Genomic DNA, 21059 nt, shown 5'->3' with positions numbered 1-21059 from the left:
CGTCTACTTGATTACAAAATCAACAACAGTAATCTTGACATTAATTTTTCAATGCCCACTGTGATTGGTATATCATATTCACATTCTTATAAAAGAGCATAAAACCATGCAGCTGAGCGCAAATAAGCCTGCACAATTTCTCATTCAAGACGAATATAACCAAGTTGAACTTGACCAACAGCGTTTGATTATCTCCTCGGCTGTCAGCGAAGAGCGGATCCCGTTCACGGTTTGGAACGGTAAAGTCCGTGTTAAGCGTGGTTTGTTTTGGGGAGCATTGCAGTTTTTTGCGCATGAAGATGAAGGCGTTCAGCAATCATGGTTGGTGCAAGGTTTGCCTTGGCCCGAGTGCCGACAGTTTGCCCATACGGCGGTAGCGGCTTATCAACAATGGCACAATCGTCAATGTGTGCAGTTAAGTCAGTATCTGCCTCGCTGGGAGCAAGAGCTCAATCGCTTGAAGCGTTTACCCTCTTTTTTGCCACACTCCTTATTAGATGTTTGGGCTTTGCAAGTGGAAGCTGATTTTTCGATGATGGACATGAAATTAGCCGAAGCACGTCAACGGCTACCTGATGCTATTGCTCAGCTCTCGCCTTGGCTTACGGATCGCTCGGCGTCCCTTGCCCAGCGAAATCAACACTGGCTTGAATTGGAACGTCAAAACTGGGAAGTCTTATTCTCTCAAGTTGAAAGTTCTCCACTTAATTTGTCGCAGCAACACGCAGTGCTACTCAATGATGATCACAACCTCATCCTAGCGGGTGCAGGTTCGGGCAAAACCAGCGTTTTGACGGCGCGTGTTGCGTATCTACTCCAAAGTCACCTTGCACAGGCCCACGAAATTCTACTGGTGGCTTTTGGTCGCGATGCGTCGAAAGAGATGGAACAGCGATTAGATAGCAAAATCGGCATGGCGGCGGAACACGTTCGCGTTAATACCTTCCATCAGTTAGGGCTGAAAATTTTAAACGAGGTCGAAGGGCGAGAAGCGATCATTTCGCCAGTGGCTCTAGACAGTAACTTAAAGTTGGCATGGTGCATTGATTGGTTGAAGAAACATTGGATGACGCCGACCAATTTTAAGCGTTGGCAGAAGCATTTATCTAAATGGCCAATTGCTTATTTAGCTGGTGATGATGAACTGGGCAGCCATGTTGAAAACCCAAAGCTGATTGCATGGTTGGAAAAGCAGCTTGAGCAACTGGCTATGCTTGGTCTTGGGAAAAAGGAGTTGCAACAACGTTTGATTGACCATCCAGACTATTCAAGGCTGAACAGTGAGCTCTCTTTGTGCTGGCCATGTTACCAAGCTTGGTTACAAATGCTCAAAGAGCAAAATCAAATCGATTTTAATATGATGATCAGCCGCGCAACGGAATACGTTGAAAAGGGCAAATTTAAATCGAATTGGAAATTCATCATGATCGATGAATACCAAGATATTTCACCACAGCGATTGGCGTTGATCCAATCTTTGTGTGAGCAGCAGCCAGGAGCGTGTAACTTATTTGCAGTGGGTGATGATTGGCAGTCAATCTATCAATTTGCTGGTTCTGACGTTGATCTTACGACTGGGTTTAGTGAACGCTTCCCACACTCGACGGTTCATTATCTGGATACGACTTATCGTTTTAATGATCAGTTGGGTGCGGTGGCTAACCAGTTTATTCAAGCTAATCCGAATCAGTTACCAAAAACACTTAACAGCTTCAAGCAGCAAAAACAAAAATCAGTTTTTATTGCACCAAGCAACAACATTGAAAAGATCTTGGATCAACTCAATCGCCAAGCGAATAGTACACAATCTGTGCTATTGCTTGGACGAAACCATTATCATAAACCAGAGCGGCTTAACGACTGGAAAAAGCATTACCGCTCACTCAATATAGAATTTATGACTTGTCACGCCAGTAAAGGTAAAGAAGCCGATTTTGTTATTGTGCTCGGTGTTGATGAGGGGCAGTTTCCGGCTCGAGTGAAAGCGCTGCATATCGATAGTGCATTGAGCCAATCGAATGATGATTTCCCCTACGCCGAAGAGCGCCGTTTATTCTACGTTGCAATGACCCGCGCTAAAGAGAAAGTGTGGATCACGCACTCGGGCAGTGGCTCGGTTTTTGTTCGCGAATTGCTATCAGGGGATTACCCAGTGGTGAAGCAGAAATAACGCATCCTTTGAAAGGGGATGCGTTCACGCAGGCGATCATGGTGATTTGGATTTTGACTGTGTGTCTCTGTGCGTATGTGAAGGTTATAGGTTACATGCGTTCAGCTAGATAAGCTTGGTAATCAGGGATCTCGATATCGACCTCTTGCTCTATCAACTGTGAAGAGAACAAAAATTTAGCACTGGCGCGGTTTGTGGCAACTGGAATGTTCCAAACGCTGGCAATACGTAGCAGAGCTTTTACATCGGGATCATGCGGTACGGCATTGAGTGGGTCCCAGAAGAAGATCAATACATCAATTTTGCCTTCAGAAATCAACGCGCCAATTTGTTGATCGCCACCCATCGGACCGCTGATCATGCTTTTTATAGCAAGGCCAGTCTCTTTGCTGAGCATGCTGCCAGTGGTTCCTGTCGCGTATAAAAAATGGCGCTGTAGTTTTTCTTTATTTTCTTTTACCCAGCGAAGTAGTTCCGGTTTGCAGTTGTCGTGAGCGACGAGAGCGACATGCTTATGCGCAGGCATAGTCCGAGTCGTTGTTTGCATTGAAGAGTCCCTATGATTCAAATCAGTATGTTAAATAGCGAAATCGCCACTTTTATTCAATCTCTTTTACGCTAAAAGTCGGCCTATATTCAGATGGAGATAACGAATCTGCAATTATCTGCGGATTGAGTGACATAGGCGTTAAGGATTCGATAATCGGTGCGGCTTTTTTTTCATAAGGTTGCTGATTGAAAAAAGCCGCAGCTTGTTGAATGGAAAGCCTGCCTTGCTCGACCATTTTATCCGTTGGCGCAAATTCGACTCGGCCACGCAGCAGCCCGCGGTAGACGCCATGACTTAAATAGGTTGCCACCAAACCGATGTGGTTTGTCATCCCTGAGGTTCTCAATTCGCTGATCGCCGCTTCAATCGCGACGGCGCTGCCCACAATATAGCGAAGGTCAGCTCGCTCCAGCGCTTGTTGTACTAAATTACGCTGCAGTTCTTTATCATTATCTGCCCATAGGCTTTCCACTACGTTGATATCGCTGTCTTGTATTGCGCGATAAAAACCTTGGCTAACGGGTTGAGTACCACCACTGGTTTTCGGGCCAAGTAGCAAGGCTATATTGGTTTTCCCACTGCCTTGTGGGTGCTTATCAGCAAGATATTTTCCCGCGTAGTATCCCATCCAATACCAATCGACACCCACTTGACCTTGTAGCCGTGCAGCCTGCTGCTGATTGAGAATGAGCTGATTAACCGTTGCAAACACAGGCGTAGAAGCGACGTATGTGCTTAAGTCCGTTGTGTAAAGATCCGGCGCAACAGTACCGAGAATGATCGCATCAGCGCCCCAACGAACGCACAATGAAAGCTGTTCTTTTTGTCGTTCATGATTAGGATAACCACCCGATTCTAACACGCGTAAATTCAACTTCTGTTTTCTCGCCTCGTCAACCATTCCATAGTTGACTGATAACCAATAGGAATCTTTGAGGTGAGGGTATAAAGCGCAGACTTTCTTATGGGGTTCGGCGAATGTTGTGCTGCTAACCAAGCTTAAAATCAGCAGTAAAAGCGTTGGGGAAATAAGGTTTAAGATCAATTGCATTCGCTATTCGTTGGCATAACGTGAGTAAACACTGCAAAATATAGCCCATTCCGTGTTGCTTAAGAAGTAATGTTTGAGGTTGGGTGCCATGTTGTTAGCCAAAGCCAGTATTGGCCGAAAATTAATGTTGTCCTTTTCGGCAATGGCCCTGCTCGTTTTGTTATCGGCGTTGATCGGTGTGTTTGGTTTTTCGCTGGTGGCTAAAACCGAACGTAATGTGGTGAATTCTGCCATTCCTTCGATGCTGGAAGCGCGTCAAGTGTCGGAGTTAAGTACACGAATCATTACGTCTGGGCAAATGTTAACCAACTCTAAAACAGAGCAAGAGCGCCAGCAGTATGGCAAAGCGCTTTTCGATCAGCTTCAATCTTTGCTTAATCACATCAAGCAGTTGGGTGCCGATTCCTTTGATTCAGAACTGCTGACGCGCCTAGAAAATGATGTTCAAAGCGTTATCGATACATTGGCTCAGCTTGGTATTACGGTTGAGCGTAAGTTGTATCTGGCACATGATTTAAGTGTTCGAGTGGAAGAGATGCGACAACTGGCGCTGCAATTGGAAGAGCTGACGCGCACTCAAGTGCTCAATACCAGTACCATCGCAGTGGCGAATGTGACGCACATTTATGATTTGTTACAAGCCGATAAAACATCACAAGCGTACAAAGCGTTAGACGCTTTAGTGGAAGTGGACCTCGATCTTTCAGAGCGCTTGCATGAGCTTCATTTGCTGGCGTTCAAAATGCTCAGCCACATCGAAGAGACACGCACGGTTACCGATGTTGAGCGAATCCAACAAATCCAAACAGAGTTTTTGCATAACCTCACCATCATGCAGCGCAGAGTACGCGCGGTAGAAGACCCGACGCGTTCGAAGCAAATGACAGAGCTGCTTAATGAGTTAGAAAAGCGCAAAGTGGTTTTTAGTGTTTTGCAGCAACGTTATGATAACGAACAGGTCTCGAAATCGCTCACACAAAACACCTTAGTACAGTTTTCAGATCTCAATACTACCGTCAGCCGCTTAGTAGATGACTCCAATCGTACAACGACTCACGCTGTTGCGCAGCTCTCTACAACCTTGAATATGGCACAGTATACATTGACCTTATTAACCTTGGTTGGCCTTCTCATTGCAGCTTTCATTATGTGGAAGGTCGTCTATCTGTCGGTGGTAAAACGTTTAGCCGAATATTCATCGGCACTGTTATCCATCGCAAAAGGGCAACTGCAGGTGGAAGTGGCAGTCCAAGGAGAGGATGAACTGGCGCAAATGGGGCAGGCGATCATCACGGCTCGCAATACCGCGCAGTCTCTTAAAGTGGTGGCGGAAAGTGAAGCGCAGGCGAGAGAGGCGTTACAAGAACACAAAGAGCACTTAGAGGAAGTGGTTACCGAGCGAACAGAACAATTACAACACACCAATGAGAAACTCAATATGGAAGTGTTGAATCATGCCAAAGCTCGCAACTTAGCCGAGCAAGCCAACCGTGCTAAATCGGCATTTTTGGCCACCATGAGCCATGAAATCCGCACACCAATGAATGGCGTATTAGGCACGGCTCGTTTATTACAAGAGATGCCATTAACCGTTCAACAGCGCCAGTATGTGGACGTGATTAACCGCAGCGGCCACACCTTGTTGTCCATTTTGAATGATGTGCTGGATTATTCAAAAATTGAGGCCGGACACTTAGAAATTCGCAATGCCAACTTTAATTTGCATCAAATGGTGGACGATGTTTACCAACTGATGAAAGGACGTGCTGAAGAAAAGTCGCTTGAATTTACCAAGCAGATTGAACTGGATGTTGCTTCTTTTTGGGTGGGTGATATGACTCGCTTGGGTCAAGTGCTGACGAACCTTGTGGGTAATGCCATCAAATTTACCGATCAAGGTTATGTGGATATTTATGTCAGTCTTGATGCTGAAATGCCTAATCAAGTGACATTTGAAGTGTCGGATTCCGGTGTTGGAGTCAGTGAACAGGATCAAATCAGGCTGTTTGATGCGTTTACTCAAGCTTCCAGTGAGCAAAGTTACAAAGGCGGTACTGGGCTTGGTTTGGCTATCAGCAAACGGCTTGTTGAAGCCATGGGCGGCGAGCTTAAGCTTGAATCAGATTTAGGCAAAGGAAGCCGTTTTGAGTTTACTGTTCCTTTACAGCGAGGAGAGGCAGTGAATGAAGTGGTTAAAAGGCCGATAGCCGCGACGCGAGAGGCCAACATCTTGCTGGTGGAGGATAACCCTGTTAATTGCATGGTTGCTGAAGGGTTTTTGACCAGTCTCGGCCATAATGTGCTCACCGCGAAAACAGGCGCTGAAGCTCGGGTTCTGTTTAGTGAACACAGGTTTGATATCGCACTGCTCGATATTAATCTACCTGACATTAATGGTGTTGAGCTGTTGGCGCAGCTCAAACTTATCGAACGTGAACAGTATTCGCATCTACGCCCCACACCGATGATTGCTATTTCGGCGCATGTGTTTAATGAAGAGGTGGAAAGCTATTTAGCGGCTGGTTTTGATGGCTATTTGCCCAAACCTTTAGTCAAAGAAGATCTTGCACAACTTGTCCAGCAACGTATTGAACACAATACCTTACCCGTTGAGTTGATTGTGCCTACGCACGTAACCTCTGATAGCCAAAAATCCGCTCGTCCGATTATGGACGAGCGGATCCTACTCGCGGATATTGAAGTGCTAGGGCGTGACAAGATGAATGAAATCATTGAGTTGTTCGCCGATTGCACGCATGAATACCTACACGAGTTTCGTCAATCCAGAGAACAGGCTCAGGTCGTTAAGTCGTTAGCACACAAATTGAAAGGTTCAGCTGGCAGCTTAGGTTTGCATGCCTTGTTTGATCTGTGTTTAGTCATTGAGAAAAGTGCTGACTCTGCGCAAACTTATCAAGAACTACAAGCGGAATTAGAAGCCTTAGCCGATCAATCCATTCATTCACTCAGGTTACTGTTTATATAAATAATTGGCTGTTGGCATCATTAAAAAGGGCCTGCGACAAGCGCAGGCCAAGTTCCCTGTGGAGCAAGGTTTTTTAGGGGGAGGTGTTGAGATCACTGAATAATTTTAATGATCTCATGATTAGCGGCGCAGAACCCTACATTCTACGCGGCTAATTCTTTTATTACTGGCAACGTCAGTAAACGACAGACGTTAATATTACCCACGCCTTCGATCGATTCTAATTGTGTCATCAAAATGGATGAAATATGGCGGTTAGCGGCGTCTTGTGCCAGAGCGTTAAGCACTTGCTGAGACAGTAAATCTGCTTGTGTCGCTAATGATGGAATATAGGTTGGTGTAACGCCGCGCAAAATGGTTAATTTACGCAGCAGTTCAGGCCTGTCGGAGAGTGCCCAAATGGTAGCTTGGCTTTGACAGCGAGACATCAACAGGGGTGTTTCTCCCTGTTGAGTTAAAATGGCGACCCCAAGATCTTTATGAACCTTAGTCGCCGATATCATGGAGGAAAGCGCGAAGCTTTTGCCCGCATCGCTGCACAAATGATGCAGTTTATCCCATGAATTTTGCGCACAGCCTAACTCTTGTTCTGCACCATGAGCGATACGCACCATCGCTTCCACTGCTTCAATGGGATAGCTTCCCGCCGCTGATTCTGCTGACAGCATAATAGCGTCAGTGCCATCAATAATCACGTTCGCTACATCAAGCACTTCTGCGCGTGTTGGCAGCGGGTTGTCAATCATCGACTCCAGCATTTGTGTTGCGGTGATAACGGGTTTGCCTAAATAGTTTGAGCGCGCAATCAACGCTTTTTGTACGCCGGGTAGGCGAGCATCACCGATTTCAACGCCTAAATCACCACGAGCAACCATCACTACGTCGGACGCATTGATGACCGCGTCCATATTTTTTTGATCGCTCACCACTTCGGCTCGCTCTACTTTGGCGACAATGTGTGCATGACATCCGGCTTGTACCGCTAACCGGCGCGCTTCATGTAAATCCTGGGCATTACGTGGAAATGAGACGGCTAGAAAATCGGCTTGGAGTTTCGCGGCAGTGATGATGTCTCGTTTGTCTTTGTCCGTCAGTGCCGGCGCGGAGAGGCCACCACCGAGCAAATTAATGCCTTTGCGATTAGACAGCTTACCGTTGTTTATGACGCGAGTTTTTACCCACTGCTGTGGTTTGTTGAGTTCTTCGACCCGGAGTTGTACTCGGCCATCATCAAGCAGTAAAGTATCACCCAACTTCAAGTCTTGAATCAGCTGCGGGTAATCTAAGCCCACACGTTCTTGGTTACCAGCCATTGTGGGGTGAAGCCCATCGAGAATAAATGAGTCACCCGCTTTTAGAGTGATCGCACCGTCTTCAAAACAGGAAATACGGATCTTAGGTCCTTGTAAATCGACTAATATGCCGACACTGACACCAAGCTTTTGTGAAATGTCACGTACTAACATCGCGCGTTCAATATGCTCGTCAGCGGTGCCGTGAGAAAAGTTTAAACGTACAACGTTAACACCAGCATTAATGAGCTTGGTGATCATCTCACGGCTTTGGCTTGCAGGGCCAAGCGTTGCAACGATTTTTGTTTTACACATAGTGGTATCCTATAACGACACTCGCTATAGCCATTTTACTTGAAGTTATGGTGGTGCTAATTGCACTTGTCCATTGCTCTCGGCCGACATTTAGTCGATTTTTCAAGTGATTTGGATATAGAAAATAAGAATGAAAATAAGAAAATAACAGGGGGGATTATCCCCCTGTATCAAGGGTGTTATAGATTAGAGACTTGGTTTCGTTTCCAGTATCTGGCCCGTAGGAGCATCAATATCCGTTACTTTCTTGGCATTCCATACCGTAGTCGCAAGCAGTAAAGAAACCACGCCAGCGGCCAACCAGAAATATTGTGCTTGAGTAAAGTCATATTTGGTTACGCCATCCACTTCCGTCATTTTAATCAATGATGAAGACACCAGTTCTTGAGCCGAAGCGGCTAAGTAAGAGAACAAACCAATAAAGCCCTTTACGGCACCGACGGCATTTTTAGGCATTAAGTCACAAGCCGTTAGGCCAGCAAGAAATACGACAAGCCCACCAATCGCAAAACCAATTAAGCCTAGAGCAACAGCATCTACCATACGGTTATCGGGGCCGAAGAACATCAAGCACATACCTGCAATGTTGGCAAATCCGTAAAGTAGCGTTGGGATATGACGGTTAGCGTTGAATACTTTATCTGAAATGATACCAGACAAAATAGCGCCCGCGAGGCCTGCAATAGGGTAAGTGGACATTGCAAAACCAGCATCAATCAGTGAATAGCCTTTGGTTTCTTGTAGGTATAACACCGCCCAAGAAGACATCGCATAGCGAGAGATATACATCGCGGCACAAGCAGCGGCAATCAGCCAGACAGTCGGCTGCTTCAAAATGAACAGTTGAGCGCGACGTGTTTCCTTTGGATCGTTGGCTTTTTTGAACTCGGGCTCTTCACCAAATGCTGTTGCAACATCAGGTAAACCATAGGTTTGGGGACGATCTTTCAGTACAAAGAACATAATCAATGCAGCGATGATGGCGGCAATGCCCGCACCGATGAAACCCGCTTGCCAGCCTAAATAACTCACTAGCGTTGCTGTTAGAATCCAAGTGATGCCTTCGCCGATATTTCGAGATCCTCCCCAAATTGAATAACGGCTTCCGCGTTGTTTAGGTGAGAACCATTGGAAAAGCGAGACGCAAGAAGGCGCAGAACCCACCGATTGGAACCAACCATTGACGGCCCAAAGTAACACAAAGAAGAATGCCGTGGTATTCAACCCCATGAATATGGCAGTGGCACCAGAAAGCAGTAGTGAGAACGACATAAATCGGCCGATGTTGGCGTAGTCAGAAAGGAAACCGTTCGAAAACTTACCAAATGCGTAGGTGAAGAAGAAGGCTGATCCCATGATCCCGAGTTCTTCTATCGATACGATGCCCGCATCAAGCATCGGTTTTTTAACGACGCCTAAACTCATACGAACCACATAGAACATGGCGTATCCAAAGACTAAGCCTAAGAATACTTGCCATTGAAAACTTTTGAAACGCGATTGCATTGCGCCCTCAGAGCTATCCGATAGCGGTAGATCTGGGCGAGTTTTAAAAAAGTTAAGCATGGAGCTCTCCATTCATCAAATACTAAATAGGGTTATTACTAAATAGGGTTGTTTCGTTGTCGGAATGCATCTTCAAACAAATGGGTATGGGGCTCAAAAGTGCCAATTTGAGGCAGAAATGACTCAAATTGAGAGTGTGAATGGGTCAAAAATGGGAATTCAGCGAAGGGTAAATTATGTTTTGCTGATAAAATTGAAATTGTAATACGCTGTTTTGCGTCATAACTGACACAAATGTTTAATAATTTATTTTTAGCTAAACGGTAGAGTTTTGAGTGAACGCACAATTTTTAGGGTTTTGTGATTTAAAAGCGGTTTTCCGTTCTTGTACCTTATTACGCTGGTGCAAATGGATGGTGCTACTAGGATCGATAGCGGCGGCTATCAATACCGCTTATGCAAAAGAGAATGAGTTAGTCATACTGACTACATTTTCACGTGAACCCTTGCTATCTCTTATTGAAGAGTTCAGCAAACAGTATCAAGGGGTTGATGTGCAAGTTGTCCACCGTAGAGCACAATCGAGTATTCAACTGCTTAATAAAAGCTATATCCAGAATATTGATGTAGTGCTGAGCTCATCGCCTTTTTTAATGCAGCATTTAGCAAATAGCAATAAGCTCGCAACCTTACCTGCCCATTTGCAACCACCAGAATGGTTAAAACCCTACATGTTACCGCCAACTGATAAAGTCGTGACGATAGGCTATTCTGGCGCTGGTTTGGTATGGAATCGTGACTATCTCAGCTTACATCATTTACCGACGCCTACGTCGTTCACCGATCTGGCTAATTTTATCTATTTTGACCACATCACGATGAGTACCCCAACACGTTCGGGTACTACTCAGTTAATGGTCGAGAGCATTCTTGCTAAATATGGTTGGCAACAAGGGTGGCGGATTTTACTGAACGTGGGGGCAAATTTAGGGACAATTTCCTCACGCAGTTTTGGTGTGAGTGATTATGTAGCCAAAGGGCAATTTGGGATAGGCCCAACGATTGATAGCTATGCCAGCATATTAGAACGAAAATTTGAGCACGCTCAATTTCGCTATGATGAAAGTTTTACCCTAATGCCCACATACGTCGCCCAAGTGAGCCTGCGTGAAAATGATCAATATGCGAAGGCATTCATCGATTTATTGATGTCAAAAGCGGTACAAACGAATATGGATAGCAATGATTTTTCTAAACATGCGATAAACGATAAATCCCTGTTTAATGAGGCATATACACAGTTGTCCATGGCATCCATTACACATCGTGAGGAGTTAGTTAACTTATTGTTTGAAATTGCGATTACCAAACGCTTACCTCAGTTAAAAGACACTTGGCTCGCAATCAATCATGCTAAAACCAAGTACGCACACAATGAACCCGCTCTGAAGCTCATTGAAAATATTGAAACTCGAGTGTTCTCTTTACCTGTGACCGAAACAGAGTTAGCCGTGGTATATCAGTCATGGCAACAAATCAGTGTTGATGATGTGCAGTATGAGACACACTCCGCCGCCATTTCTATGCAAGTAGCGGAACTGACGCATCGTTGGAAGATGCAGTTGGCATTAACCTTAGAAGAAGCTTTGTCCGATCTAAAAAACTTGGACCGGGTCGATACGCCATGATTTTTCCGAAATACAACACGATTGGCGCGAGACTGGTTTTAGCCTTTGCTTGTAGTACCTTGCTGTTGACGATTGTCAGCATCGTCGCATGGGGAACATGGAATAGTTTAGATAATCAAGTGAGCGAGCTGCTTGATAAAAGTGTTCCTAAATATAATGCCAGTTATCTGCTCGAAAGCAGTAGCTCGGAAATTAAAAGACGGATCGAAATCATCTCAAATACGCGTAACAAAGTTGAGTTGGATGAGCAACGGCAACGTTTGGATAACGATTTAACGACGATCAGCAAAATATTAAACGAGATTGAATTGAACAGCGAGCAGCAACGGCTGCTTACTGGGTATCAACGGCTACGTAATCTTAGTGAGCAATTTGGTCTTCTGGTCGGGCAACGGATTGATCAAAGTCGTCAAATTGAGTTACTTCAAGAGCAGATCCAATGGCTACATCAAGATATTGGTTCTGAGTTGACTCCGCTGCGCCAAGAAATACAGTGGCAGCTAGAGCGTAAAATGAAAGGTAATGAAAGCGACATGCTGTTTGCGAGTTTAGGGGCTGTCCAGTCTATCCTAGATGGTGAGGCTCAAACGTTTATGTTCGCAAAAGAGCTCATCCAATCTAAGCATATTAGCCAAGTGAATAATGGCATGAAAGTACTACAGTTCCGCCTTGAAGAACTGTACGCACAGAGTGCGCCGATTTTTTCACAACCTGCAACCATCGCCTATCAACAATTACTCAGTGAGCTAATGGATGTATTGAGTTTGAATGGCTCTTTCCATCAAAACTTACGTTCTATGGTGCGTTTAAATGCCCAGCTTGATGATATGCGAGCTGAAGTTCAGCAGCAGCTTCTCCACCAACATACTGATATTGCGATGTTGGTCGCCAACGCCGATGAGTCGTTTGTTCAAGCGAAAAAAGAGACCACGGAACTGGTTTCTCATGGTAACCGTATTCTGTTTGTCTGCTTTAGCTTATCGATCATTATCAGTTTGTTTTTGACTTACTATTTCATCAATCGTCGGATTGTGGGCCGACTTAACCGCCTTAGCGACAGTTTAGATGCCATCATTCATAATGATCTTTCACACCCTATTGTGGTAGACGGCAGAGATGAAATTGGCCGGATCAGTGAAAAATTGGTTCAGTATGGTAAAAAAGTGGAGGAAATGGACCGAACCAACGCACTGAGTTTGATTAACAATACGCAAGCGAGTTTAATCACTTGTGATTTGGATGGTTATATTGAATCGGCTAACTTAAGCGCTCGTGTTCGCTTGAATATAGACCAGAATGAGGACCCGAAAGCCTTTTGGCTCTGTTTTTCAACGTCAACTCAATCGCAGTTGCAAGCACTGTTTAACCCAGAGGCTAAGTTGATCGAAAATGGTGCAGATGTCATTACGCTATCGTTAGGCGATGTGGATAAACCTTATTACTTGCGCTTGTATTTACGTAAGTATACCCACGGTTTAAGCGATAAAGTTATCATCACGATTACGGATGTTACCGATCAAGAGCACGCTAATCGATTATTAGAAGAGCGAGTTCGAGCAAAAACTCATTCATTACGTGAAAAAAATCATCAGTTACTCGCTGAAATCGAGCAGCACCACCGGACCGAAAACCATCTTAAAAAAACACAAAGTGAGTTAGTACAAGCCGCTAAAATGGCGGTGGTCGGGCAAACGATGACCAGTTTAGCGCACGAATTGAATCAACCATTAAGCGCGATGTCGACTTATCTCTATAGCGTAAACCTTGCTTTAGAGCAGAAGAAAACAGAGCAAATCAGACATTCCATCGATCATATTGAACATTTAACAGAGCGAATGGGCAAAATCATCAATGGGTTACGTCATTTTTCTCGTAAAAGTAGCAGTGATGAAACCCTTACCCCTGTCTTGATTACTGACGTTATCGGTCAGGCTATGTTGTTGGTTGAAACGAAAGCGAAACGTCAACAGATAGTATTGCAAAGCCATATTCATCAACCAATTCAAGTCATTGCAGATCAAATCGGCTTGGAACAGGTATTGATTAATTTGTTGGTAAATGGCTGTGAAGCGGTTGTGGGATGTGAGCACAAAAAAGTTGACGTGATATTGCTGTCGAGTACGCCAACGCATCACGTTGTTGCAGTATGCGATTCAGGGGCTGGATTTGCTCATGATGTCGTTGAAAAACTCTTTACGCCCTTTACCACGACCAAAGAAGTAGGGTTGGGCTTAGGGCTGAATATTTGCCGCTCGCTCATAGGAAAAATAAAGGGTCAAATTTATCTTGCCTCGACAGTCAGTCGAGGTGCAATGGTCGTGCTGGAGTTGCCTTATGAATCATAATTATTCTGTTTTATTGATTGATGATGACCAAGATGTCCTTGACTCATATTCGCATCTTATGTCGATAGCTAATTTGCCGTCAAAAGCACTTCTTAACCCCACCAAAGCGTGTGAGTTTATCCATTCTGATTGGACTGGAGTGATATTGCTTGATGTCTATATGCCACAAATGAACGGCATTGAATTGCTTAAAGCGATTAAATCGATTGATGAGCATATTCCTGTGATTGTCATTACTGGCCACGGAGACATTCCTATGGCGGTAGAGGCGGTCAAAATAGGGGCATGCGATTTTCTTGAAAAGCCAATCAATCCTGCGGAGTTATTGAGCTTAGTGAAGAAAAATCTCGATATTCGTCGTCATTTTGTACAACAAAAAACGGCTATGGCCAACTCAATCAAATGCGAACTCATCGGAAAATCCGCTCAAATGGGGCAAATTCGCCACCATGTTGCTCAGTATTCAATGCTCAACAGTCATGTTGTTATTTGTGGAGAATCGGGTGTTGGGCGGCATACTATTGCATATCTCATCCACCAACTGACACAGGGTAATCATGCTTCATCGCTGGTGGAATTAACCGTTTCATCAGCGACCACGCTCGCACAGATTGAACAAAAATTAGATGCAAGTGAAAACGGTACATTGCTAATAGACCACATCGAATTACTTTCTGAAGAATTGCAGCGTTATTTGACTCAGAGGATGCTTAACCAAGAACGCCTAAGCAAAGCTCGAACGCGCGTGATTGCTATTTTAGGTACGGAACCTGAGGCCTTGATTACGGCTAATCGGTTGCAGCCAGAACTCTATTATTTGCTAAACCAAGGCGTGATAGAGGTGCCTGTACTTCGACATCGTCCCGATGATATCGCTACTTTGTTCCATTATTTTCTCAAGCAGAGCTGTAATAAATTGGCGAAACCTTTGCCAGCGGTAGAACTGAGTTATTTGTCGCTACTGCGTGCACATCAATGGCCGGGAAATGTACGAGAGCTGAGAAATGTAGCTGAATTATATGCGATAGGTATTGTAAAACTGACGGGAAAAGAGCGTTTGTACAATCAGTCTGATCTTTTATCACCGCTTGATGAATTGGTGGATGATTACGAAAAGCAAATTATTGAAGATGCATTATTTCTCCATTCTGGTCGCGTCGCTGATGCCGCAAATTATCTGCAAGTACCGCGTAAAAAGCTCTACTTACGAATGAAAAAACATGGTTTAGAAAAGGATGACTTTAAAAGTCGTTATTAGTTTTTCAATTTTAGGTGGTGGATCAGTTTGATAATGCTGGCATGGTAATGAAAGGCCGCTACATAAAGTATCCAATACAAAAAAAGTACAAAAAAAGCAGCGCTCAATTGCGCTGCTTGATGTAGCTGAATCTATGCTATTGGAATGTGGAAATCACTATTCACTCGTCTAAAAAATGAGGCTAAATGATAGCTTGTTCCAAAATTTCCCGTGATTTTTCAAGCGTGATGGCTTGCTGTTCACCCAAAACAAGCATTCCATGTGCGTTCAGTTGAGCGATAACTGCGTCTATGGCCGCTTGCTTACTGCTATTATGATCCGCAAACTGGGTTGGAACATTCAAGCTGTGGTAGAAGGCTTCAATCGCATCGATTGTGCGTAAGGCAAGATCGCTAGTTTGATTGAGTCCAAAGACATTTTTGCCCATTTGCTCAAGTTTAGCGCGTTTGTTCTCAAGTTGATTGCGCAGTAGGGAAGGCTGCACAATCGCTAGCGAACGGGCGTGATCAACATGCCATAATGCGGTGAACTCGTGACCAATCATATGAGTCGCCCAATCTTGTGGAACGCCAGTACCGATCAGGCCATTTAGTGCTTGGTTCGCTGTCCACATCAGGTTTGCTCGCCATCCATCATTATCACGTTGGTCATATTGCTGACCTAATACCAGCAAGTTTTTAAGTAAAGTTTCGGCATAGCCGTCTTGAACCATCGCATTGGTTGGCAAGGTTAAATATTGCTCACAGACGTGTACCCAAGCATCAACAATACCGTTGATCAACTGGCGCTCAGGCAGTGATTTCATTACATCTGGATCAAGCACTGCGAACTTAGGCTGTACCGCTGGAGCCATAAAGGCCAGTTTGTCTTGTGTTTGTGCTTTGGTAATGACCGCGCCCATGTTGGATTCAGAACCGGTTGCTGGCAGAGTCAGAATTGCACCGATAGGCGTAGCTTCAGTAACTTGATGTTTACCCACCATGATGTCCCAGCCATCCCCATCATACTTAGCCGCCGCGGCAACGTATTTTGAACCATCGATAACCGAACCACCACCCACGGCAAGAATAAAGTCGATGTCCTGTTCTTTGACGATAGCAACCGCTTTATCTAAGGTTTCTTTGGTTGGGTTTGCTTCTACACCTGAAAACTCGACCCATTGGTGGTCAGTGAGTGCACTCACGACTTGGTCATAAACACCATTTTTTTTGATCGAACCGCCACCGTAGATCACCAGTACTTTTTGGTCAGTTGGAATCGCCTGACTGATCGCCGAGATTTGGCCTTGGCCGAAGTGAATTAGAGTAGGGTTAACATAAGTAAATTTCATTATTCTCACCTTTGCTTATAGAAAAGGAGGCGGCGCCTCCAAGGCAGTGTTTTACGATGTGCATATTAGTATTAATTATCCAGTCAATATAGACCAATTTCTCGAAATTAATTGCCTAATTCTCTAATTGTCGTATTCTTCCTTCAGTTTTGATAAGGGGGCATTATGAGTAAACTGGCGCAACTGATGCAGCAATACATTGAAAAACAATCTTTAGATCATTTGGAAGGTATTCACCAAACGGCAGTGCCGGGCGTATTGTTTTATCGCAGCAGCCGCGGTAATGGTAGACAGCCCCTTGTGTATCAATCCGGTATCATATTGTTGGGGCAAGGACATAAACGCATTCATATTGGTAGCCAACCCGTAAATTATGGCCCCAATGATTACTTGGTTGTTGGGGTACCTTTACCACTTGAGTGCGAAGCTTTTGCGTCAGAAAGTGAACCGTTATTGGGCTTGACTATTAATATCGATCACTCACTTCTCCTTAAACAGGTTGATCGACTTGAGGCTTCTGGTTTTTTATCTGATTGCATAGACAAATCAAAATGCGGGCTGAAATCAGTAGAAATGGGCGCAAAGATGCAAGCAAGTGCGATTCGTTTGATGTCTGCATTGGTTGATGATCTTGAAGCTAAAGTGCTTGGCGAAAGCTTAGTCGAGGAGATTGTGTTTCGGGCATTAACCAGCGAGCACGGTTATGTGCTTTTTGATCTCGCTCATCAAGAAGGACACTACGCCCGGATAGCCAAAGCGTTGAGTAAAGTACATCAAGAATATGATCAGTCCATTACCGTTCAGTTACTCGCCGAAGAAGCCAATATGAGTGTTTCGGCGTTTCACCACGCCTTTAGGCTGGTGACGTTAGAATCTCCTTTACAATATTTAAAAAAAGTCAGGCTTAACAGAGCGAAAGAGCTGATTCGTGTGGAAGGCAAGCGTGTGAACGATGCCGCTCGTTTAGTTGGTTATGCCAGCGCATCTCAGTTTAGTCGAGAATATAAGCGACATTTTAATGAAACCCCAAGAGGAGTACAGCGTTAGAAATAGCGCATAAAGTTAAACTCTACATTTTTGTAACAATTAGTGTTGTTGCATATTTTTTGCTCTTTTTGATAGTGTGTAAGTTAAATAACCGGCAGGCAGTCCGTACATTGTTCTGATTTCGGCGCTTTTTTTAGAATCGAAAAATTAACCAATAATTAGTTGTTGATGCAAAATAACGATGCCTCTTTTGCAGAAATAGTGCAACTTGTTGCGAGTGATTTTTGATATTTGAACAAATTGAGGTGCTTATTTATCGCTCTGTCCTACAGTTGTTTCACGTGAGAATTAAAGTCTGGTTTCTTCTTGATACGAGGCTTTTTATAGTGAAACAATAACTTAAGGAATGAGCAGCTATGCATTTAAACAACAGGACAGTGGCAAAGGGTGTTTTTACACTGAGCACTTTAACGGCCTCTTGCTTGATGGCTTTTAACAGCTATGCAGCCGTTGATTGCACGACACTAAGCCCTTGGGAATCGTCAAAAGTTTATACTGGCGGTAACAAGGTTCAGCACAGTGGTACCGCCTACCAAGCTAACTATTGGACTCAAGGTAACGATCCAGCCAACTTTTCTGGTGATTATGCCCAGTGGAAAGTGTTGGATGTTTGCGCCACTTCCGGTGGTGAGAACCAGCTACCGACCGCGAATCTCTCTTCACCTTCCGCAGCAGATGTGATTGCTGTCGGTGATACCGTAATATTAAGTGCGAACGCAACCGATAGTGACGGCAGCGTTGCTCGAGTCGAGTTTTCTGTCGATGGTGCAATTGTGGGTATAGTCACCACGGCACCTTATAAAGCCACGTGGGTCGCAACCGCTGGTCAGCATGAATTCAGTGTTGTAGCCATCGATGATAAAGGTGACGCCAGCGTGAAAAGTGCAACGACCTTAACGGTGAAAGAGGCACAACAACCAGGCAACAAGGCTCCAACCGTTGATATTACGCTTTCTGCGGCTTCCGTTGATGTGGGGGCTTTAGTCACCTTAACCGCAAACGCTGCTGATACTGATGGAAGCGTCGATAAAGTTGATTTCTTCGTTGCGGGAACGCTGGTTGGAACGGCTGTTAGTGCTCCGTATACCTTAGAATACACCGCGACAAAAGCGGGTAACTTGGCGGTGTTTGCACGCGCCACTGATAACCTTGGTGCGACGACAGATTCCACGTTAGCGACTTTAACAGTCAATGGCGCGCCAATAGCTAATAATTGTCGTCCTGATGGTTTATATCAAACCGAAGGTGTGAATGTACCTTATTGCACCGTTTATGATGCGGAAGGTCGTGAGATCATGGGGGCGGATCATCCACGTCGTGTGATCGGTTATTTCACCAGTTGGCGTGCGGGTGATGATCCGCAATCGGCTTACCTTGTAAAAGACATCCCGTGGGAGCAGCTCACGCACATTAACTATGCCTTCGTCAGCATAGGTTCCGATGGCAAAGTGAATGTGGGCGATGTGAACGATCCCAATAATGCGGCAGTGGGCAAAGAGTGGCCAGGGGTTGAGATTGATCCTGCATTAGGCTTTAAAGGTCATTTTGGTGCGTTGGCAACAGCGAAGAAAAAATTTGATGTTAAGACCTTAATTTCTATCGGAGGCTGGGCTGAAACTGGCGGGCACTTTGATACGGCAGGCAACCGTGTCGCCGATGGTGGTTTTTATACGATGACAACCAACGCTGATGGCTCTATTAACCACGTTGGTATTGAAAAATTTGCAACATCGGCTGTTGAAATGATTCGTAAATATCAATTCGATGGTGTCGATATCGACTATGAATATCCAACCTCAATGGCGGGCGCAGGTAATCCAGATGATAAAGCGATTATGGAACCTCGCCGTGCTTATTTATGGGCGTCGTACCAAGAGTTAATGAAGGTACTACGTCAGAAGCTTGATCAAGCATCGGCACAAGATGGTCACCATTACATGCTGACGATTGCAGCACCGTCTTCTGGTTATCTATTGCGTGGTATGGAGACGTTTGATGTCACTCAGTATCTTGATTATGTGAACATCATGTCTTATGACTTACACGGCGCATGGAATGATCACGTGGGTCACAACGCGGCTTTGTATGACACTGGTAAAGATTCAGAGTTAGCACAGTGGAACGTATATGGTACGGCTCAATACGGTGGTATTGGTTATCTCAACACTGACTGGGCTTATCATTATTTCCGCGGTTCTATGCCCGCAGGGCGCATCAACATCGGCGTTCCTTACTACACGCGCGGCTGGCAAGGTGTCACGGGTGGAGAGAATGGTTTATGGGGGCGAGCGGCATTACCTAACCAAGCTGAATGTGCTCCGGGCACTGGTGAGGGTGAGAAAAACAACTGTGGCCACGGCGCGGTGGGTATTGACAACATGTGGCACGACACCGATCCGAAAGGAAACGAGATGGGCGCAGGTTCAAACCCAATGTGGCATGCCAAAAACCTAGAGAAGGGGATTTGGGGCTCTTACGCCCAAGCTTATAACCTTGATCCAGTGAATGAGCCTGCCGATCAACTTGTCGGTCTTTACCAACGTCACTACGACAGCGTTGCCGTCGCGCCTTGGCTGTGGAATGCCGATAAAGGGGTGTTCTTATCAACTGAAGATAAAGAGTCTATCAACACCAAAGCCGATTATGTCATCGATAAAGAGATCGGCGGCATCATGTTTTGGGAGTTAGCAGGCGATTATAACTGTTATGTATTGGATGCTAATGGCCAACGCACTCAAGTGGATTCAACAGAGCAAGCTTGTGCAAGCGGAAATGGCGAATACCACATGGGTAATACCATGACGAAAGCAATTTATGACAAGTTTAAGTCGGCAACGCCTTATGGTAACACGCTTGCAACAGGAACGATTGCCAGTGAAACTGTAGACATCGCGGTCTCCGTTGGTGGATTTAAGGTGGGTGATCAAAACTACCCAATCAATCCGAAAATCAGCTTTACTAACAACACAGGTCAAGAGATCCCAGGTGGTACTGAGTTCCAGTTTGATATCCCCGTATCTGCACCTGATAATGCTAAAGACCAATCTGGTGGTGGTTTGAAGGTGATTGCTTCTGGCCATACTCGCGCCAACAACGTCGGTGGCTTAGACGGTGTCATGCACCGCGTAGCGTTTAGTTTGCCGAACTGGAAAGCTCTGCCCGCAGGCGGCGTGTATGAGTTGGATATGGTTTACTACCTCCCTATTTCTGGGCCTGCAAATTACAGCGTAAACATTAATGGTGTCGATTACGCCTTCAAGTTTGAACAACCGGATCTTCCACTTGCTGACCTATCTTCTGGTGGCAGTGACGGTGGAGATACTGGCGGTGGCGATACCGGTGGTACCACGAATCCTAGCAATGTCATTACTTGGGTTCCCGGATCCACACAGGTGAAAACTGGCGATGTTGTGATTTACAACGGGAAATGTTTTATTGCCAAAAACAACCCCGGCGTTTGGGAGTCACCGACTCAGTCAAATTGGTTTTGGGATGCAACAACGTGCCCATAACCGAGCGTG

At 45.1% G+C, this 21059-nt stretch carries 12 protein-coding genes; 7 read left to right on the top strand and 5 right to left on the bottom strand.

Going from position 1 to position 21059, the window contains the following annotated elements:
• Nucleotides 1-106: 106 nt before the first annotated feature.
• The gene (gene helD, locus DD616_RS00625) at nucleotides 107-2170 is read left to right on the top strand and encodes a DNA helicase IV (protein WP_208871546.1); all 2064 of its coding nucleotides are present in this window, start codon (nucleotides 107-109) and stop codon (nucleotides 2168-2170) included.
• A 91-nt stretch (nucleotides 2171-2261) separates the two neighbouring features.
• Here the strand turns inward: helD and DD616_RS00620 are convergent, their stop codons facing one another.
• Together DD616_RS00620 and torT are read right to left on the bottom strand one after the other, a co-directional pair.
• Nucleotides 2262-2717, bottom strand: a complete 456-nt coding sequence (locus DD616_RS00620; protein ID WP_029189757.1) for a methylglyoxal synthase — start codon at nucleotides 2715-2717, stop codon at nucleotides 2262-2264.
• Between the two features lie 52 nt (nucleotides 2718-2769).
• A complete protein-coding gene (gene torT / locus DD616_RS00615) occupies nucleotides 2770-3771 on the bottom strand; it encodes a TMAO reductase system periplasmic protein TorT (protein ID WP_017047230.1) in 1002 nt (333 codons plus the stop codon).
• 88 nt (nucleotides 3772-3859) lie between these two features.
• Between torT and torS the strand changes: the two genes are divergently transcribed.
• Nucleotides 3860-6757, top strand: coding sequence for a TMAO reductase system sensor histidine kinase/response regulator TorS (gene torS / locus DD616_RS00610; protein WP_231140449.1), 2898 nt, complete (start codon nucleotides 3860-3862; stop codon nucleotides 6755-6757).
• 143 nt (nucleotides 6758-6900) lie between these two features.
• Here torS and pyk read toward each other — a convergent pair whose 3' ends face one another.
• Both pyk and DD616_RS00600 read right to left on the bottom strand, forming a co-directional pair.
• Nucleotides 6901-8364 (bottom strand): pyruvate kinase, encoded by a 1464-nt coding sequence (gene pyk, locus DD616_RS00605; protein ID WP_208871544.1) that lies wholly within the window; start codon nucleotides 8362-8364, stop codon nucleotides 6901-6903.
• A 186-nt stretch (nucleotides 8365-8550) separates the two neighbouring features.
• Nucleotides 8551-9930 (bottom strand): MFS transporter, encoded by a 1380-nt coding sequence (locus DD616_RS00600; protein ID WP_208871543.1) that lies wholly within the window; start codon nucleotides 9928-9930, stop codon nucleotides 8551-8553.
• A 275-nt stretch (nucleotides 9931-10205) separates the two neighbouring features.
• Here DD616_RS00600 and DD616_RS00595 point away from each other — a divergent pair, with 275 nt between their 5' ends.
• Genes DD616_RS00595 through DD616_RS00585 form a run of 3 tightly spaced genes read left to right on the top strand, consistent with a single transcriptional unit; the run spans nucleotide 10206 to nucleotide 15161 of the window.
• Nucleotides 10206-11558 (top strand): ABC transporter substrate-binding protein, encoded by a 1353-nt coding sequence (locus DD616_RS00595; protein WP_208871542.1) that lies wholly within the window; start codon nucleotides 10206-10208, stop codon nucleotides 11556-11558.
• Nucleotides 11555-13903, top strand: coding sequence for a sensor histidine kinase (locus tag DD616_RS00590; protein WP_208871541.1), 2349 nt, complete (start codon nucleotides 11555-11557; stop codon nucleotides 13901-13903). The genes DD616_RS00595 and DD616_RS00590 overlap by 4 nt, the downstream gene beginning before the upstream one ends.
• Nucleotides 13893-15161: a sigma-54-dependent transcriptional regulator gene (locus DD616_RS00585; protein WP_208871540.1), complete on the top strand. Its 1269-nt coding sequence runs from the start codon at nucleotides 13893-13895 to the stop codon at nucleotides 15159-15161. Before DD616_RS00590 ends, DD616_RS00585 begins: the two co-directional genes overlap by 11 nt.
• 181 nt (nucleotides 15162-15342) lie before the next feature.
• Here the strand turns inward: DD616_RS00585 and DD616_RS00580 are convergent, their stop codons facing one another.
• Nucleotides 15343-16491, bottom strand: a complete 1149-nt coding sequence (locus tag DD616_RS00580) for an iron-containing alcohol dehydrogenase (RefSeq protein WP_026029117.1) — start codon at nucleotides 16489-16491, stop codon at nucleotides 15343-15345.
• A gap of 165 nt (nucleotides 16492-16656) precedes the next feature.
• On the opposite strand from DD616_RS00580, the gene DD616_RS00575 reads away from it, so the two are divergent.
• On the top strand, nucleotides 16657-17538 hold the full coding sequence (locus DD616_RS00575; protein WP_017047225.1) for an AraC family transcriptional regulator: 882 nt from the start codon (nucleotides 16657-16659) through the stop codon (nucleotides 17536-17538).
• A gap of 356 nt (nucleotides 17539-17894) precedes the next feature.
• On the top strand, nucleotides 17895-21050 hold the full coding sequence (locus DD616_RS00570; protein ID WP_208871539.1) for a chitinase C-terminal domain-containing protein: 3156 nt from the start codon (nucleotides 17895-17897) through the stop codon (nucleotides 21048-21050).
• Nucleotides 21051-21059: the final 9 nt, after the last annotated feature.

The sequence above is a fragment of the Vibrio anguillarum genome (genome assembly GCF_003390515.1).
GTDB lineage: Bacteria > Pseudomonadota > Gammaproteobacteria > Enterobacterales > Vibrionaceae > Vibrio > Vibrio anguillarum.
This window is presented reverse-complemented; position numbering and strand designations above follow the sequence as displayed.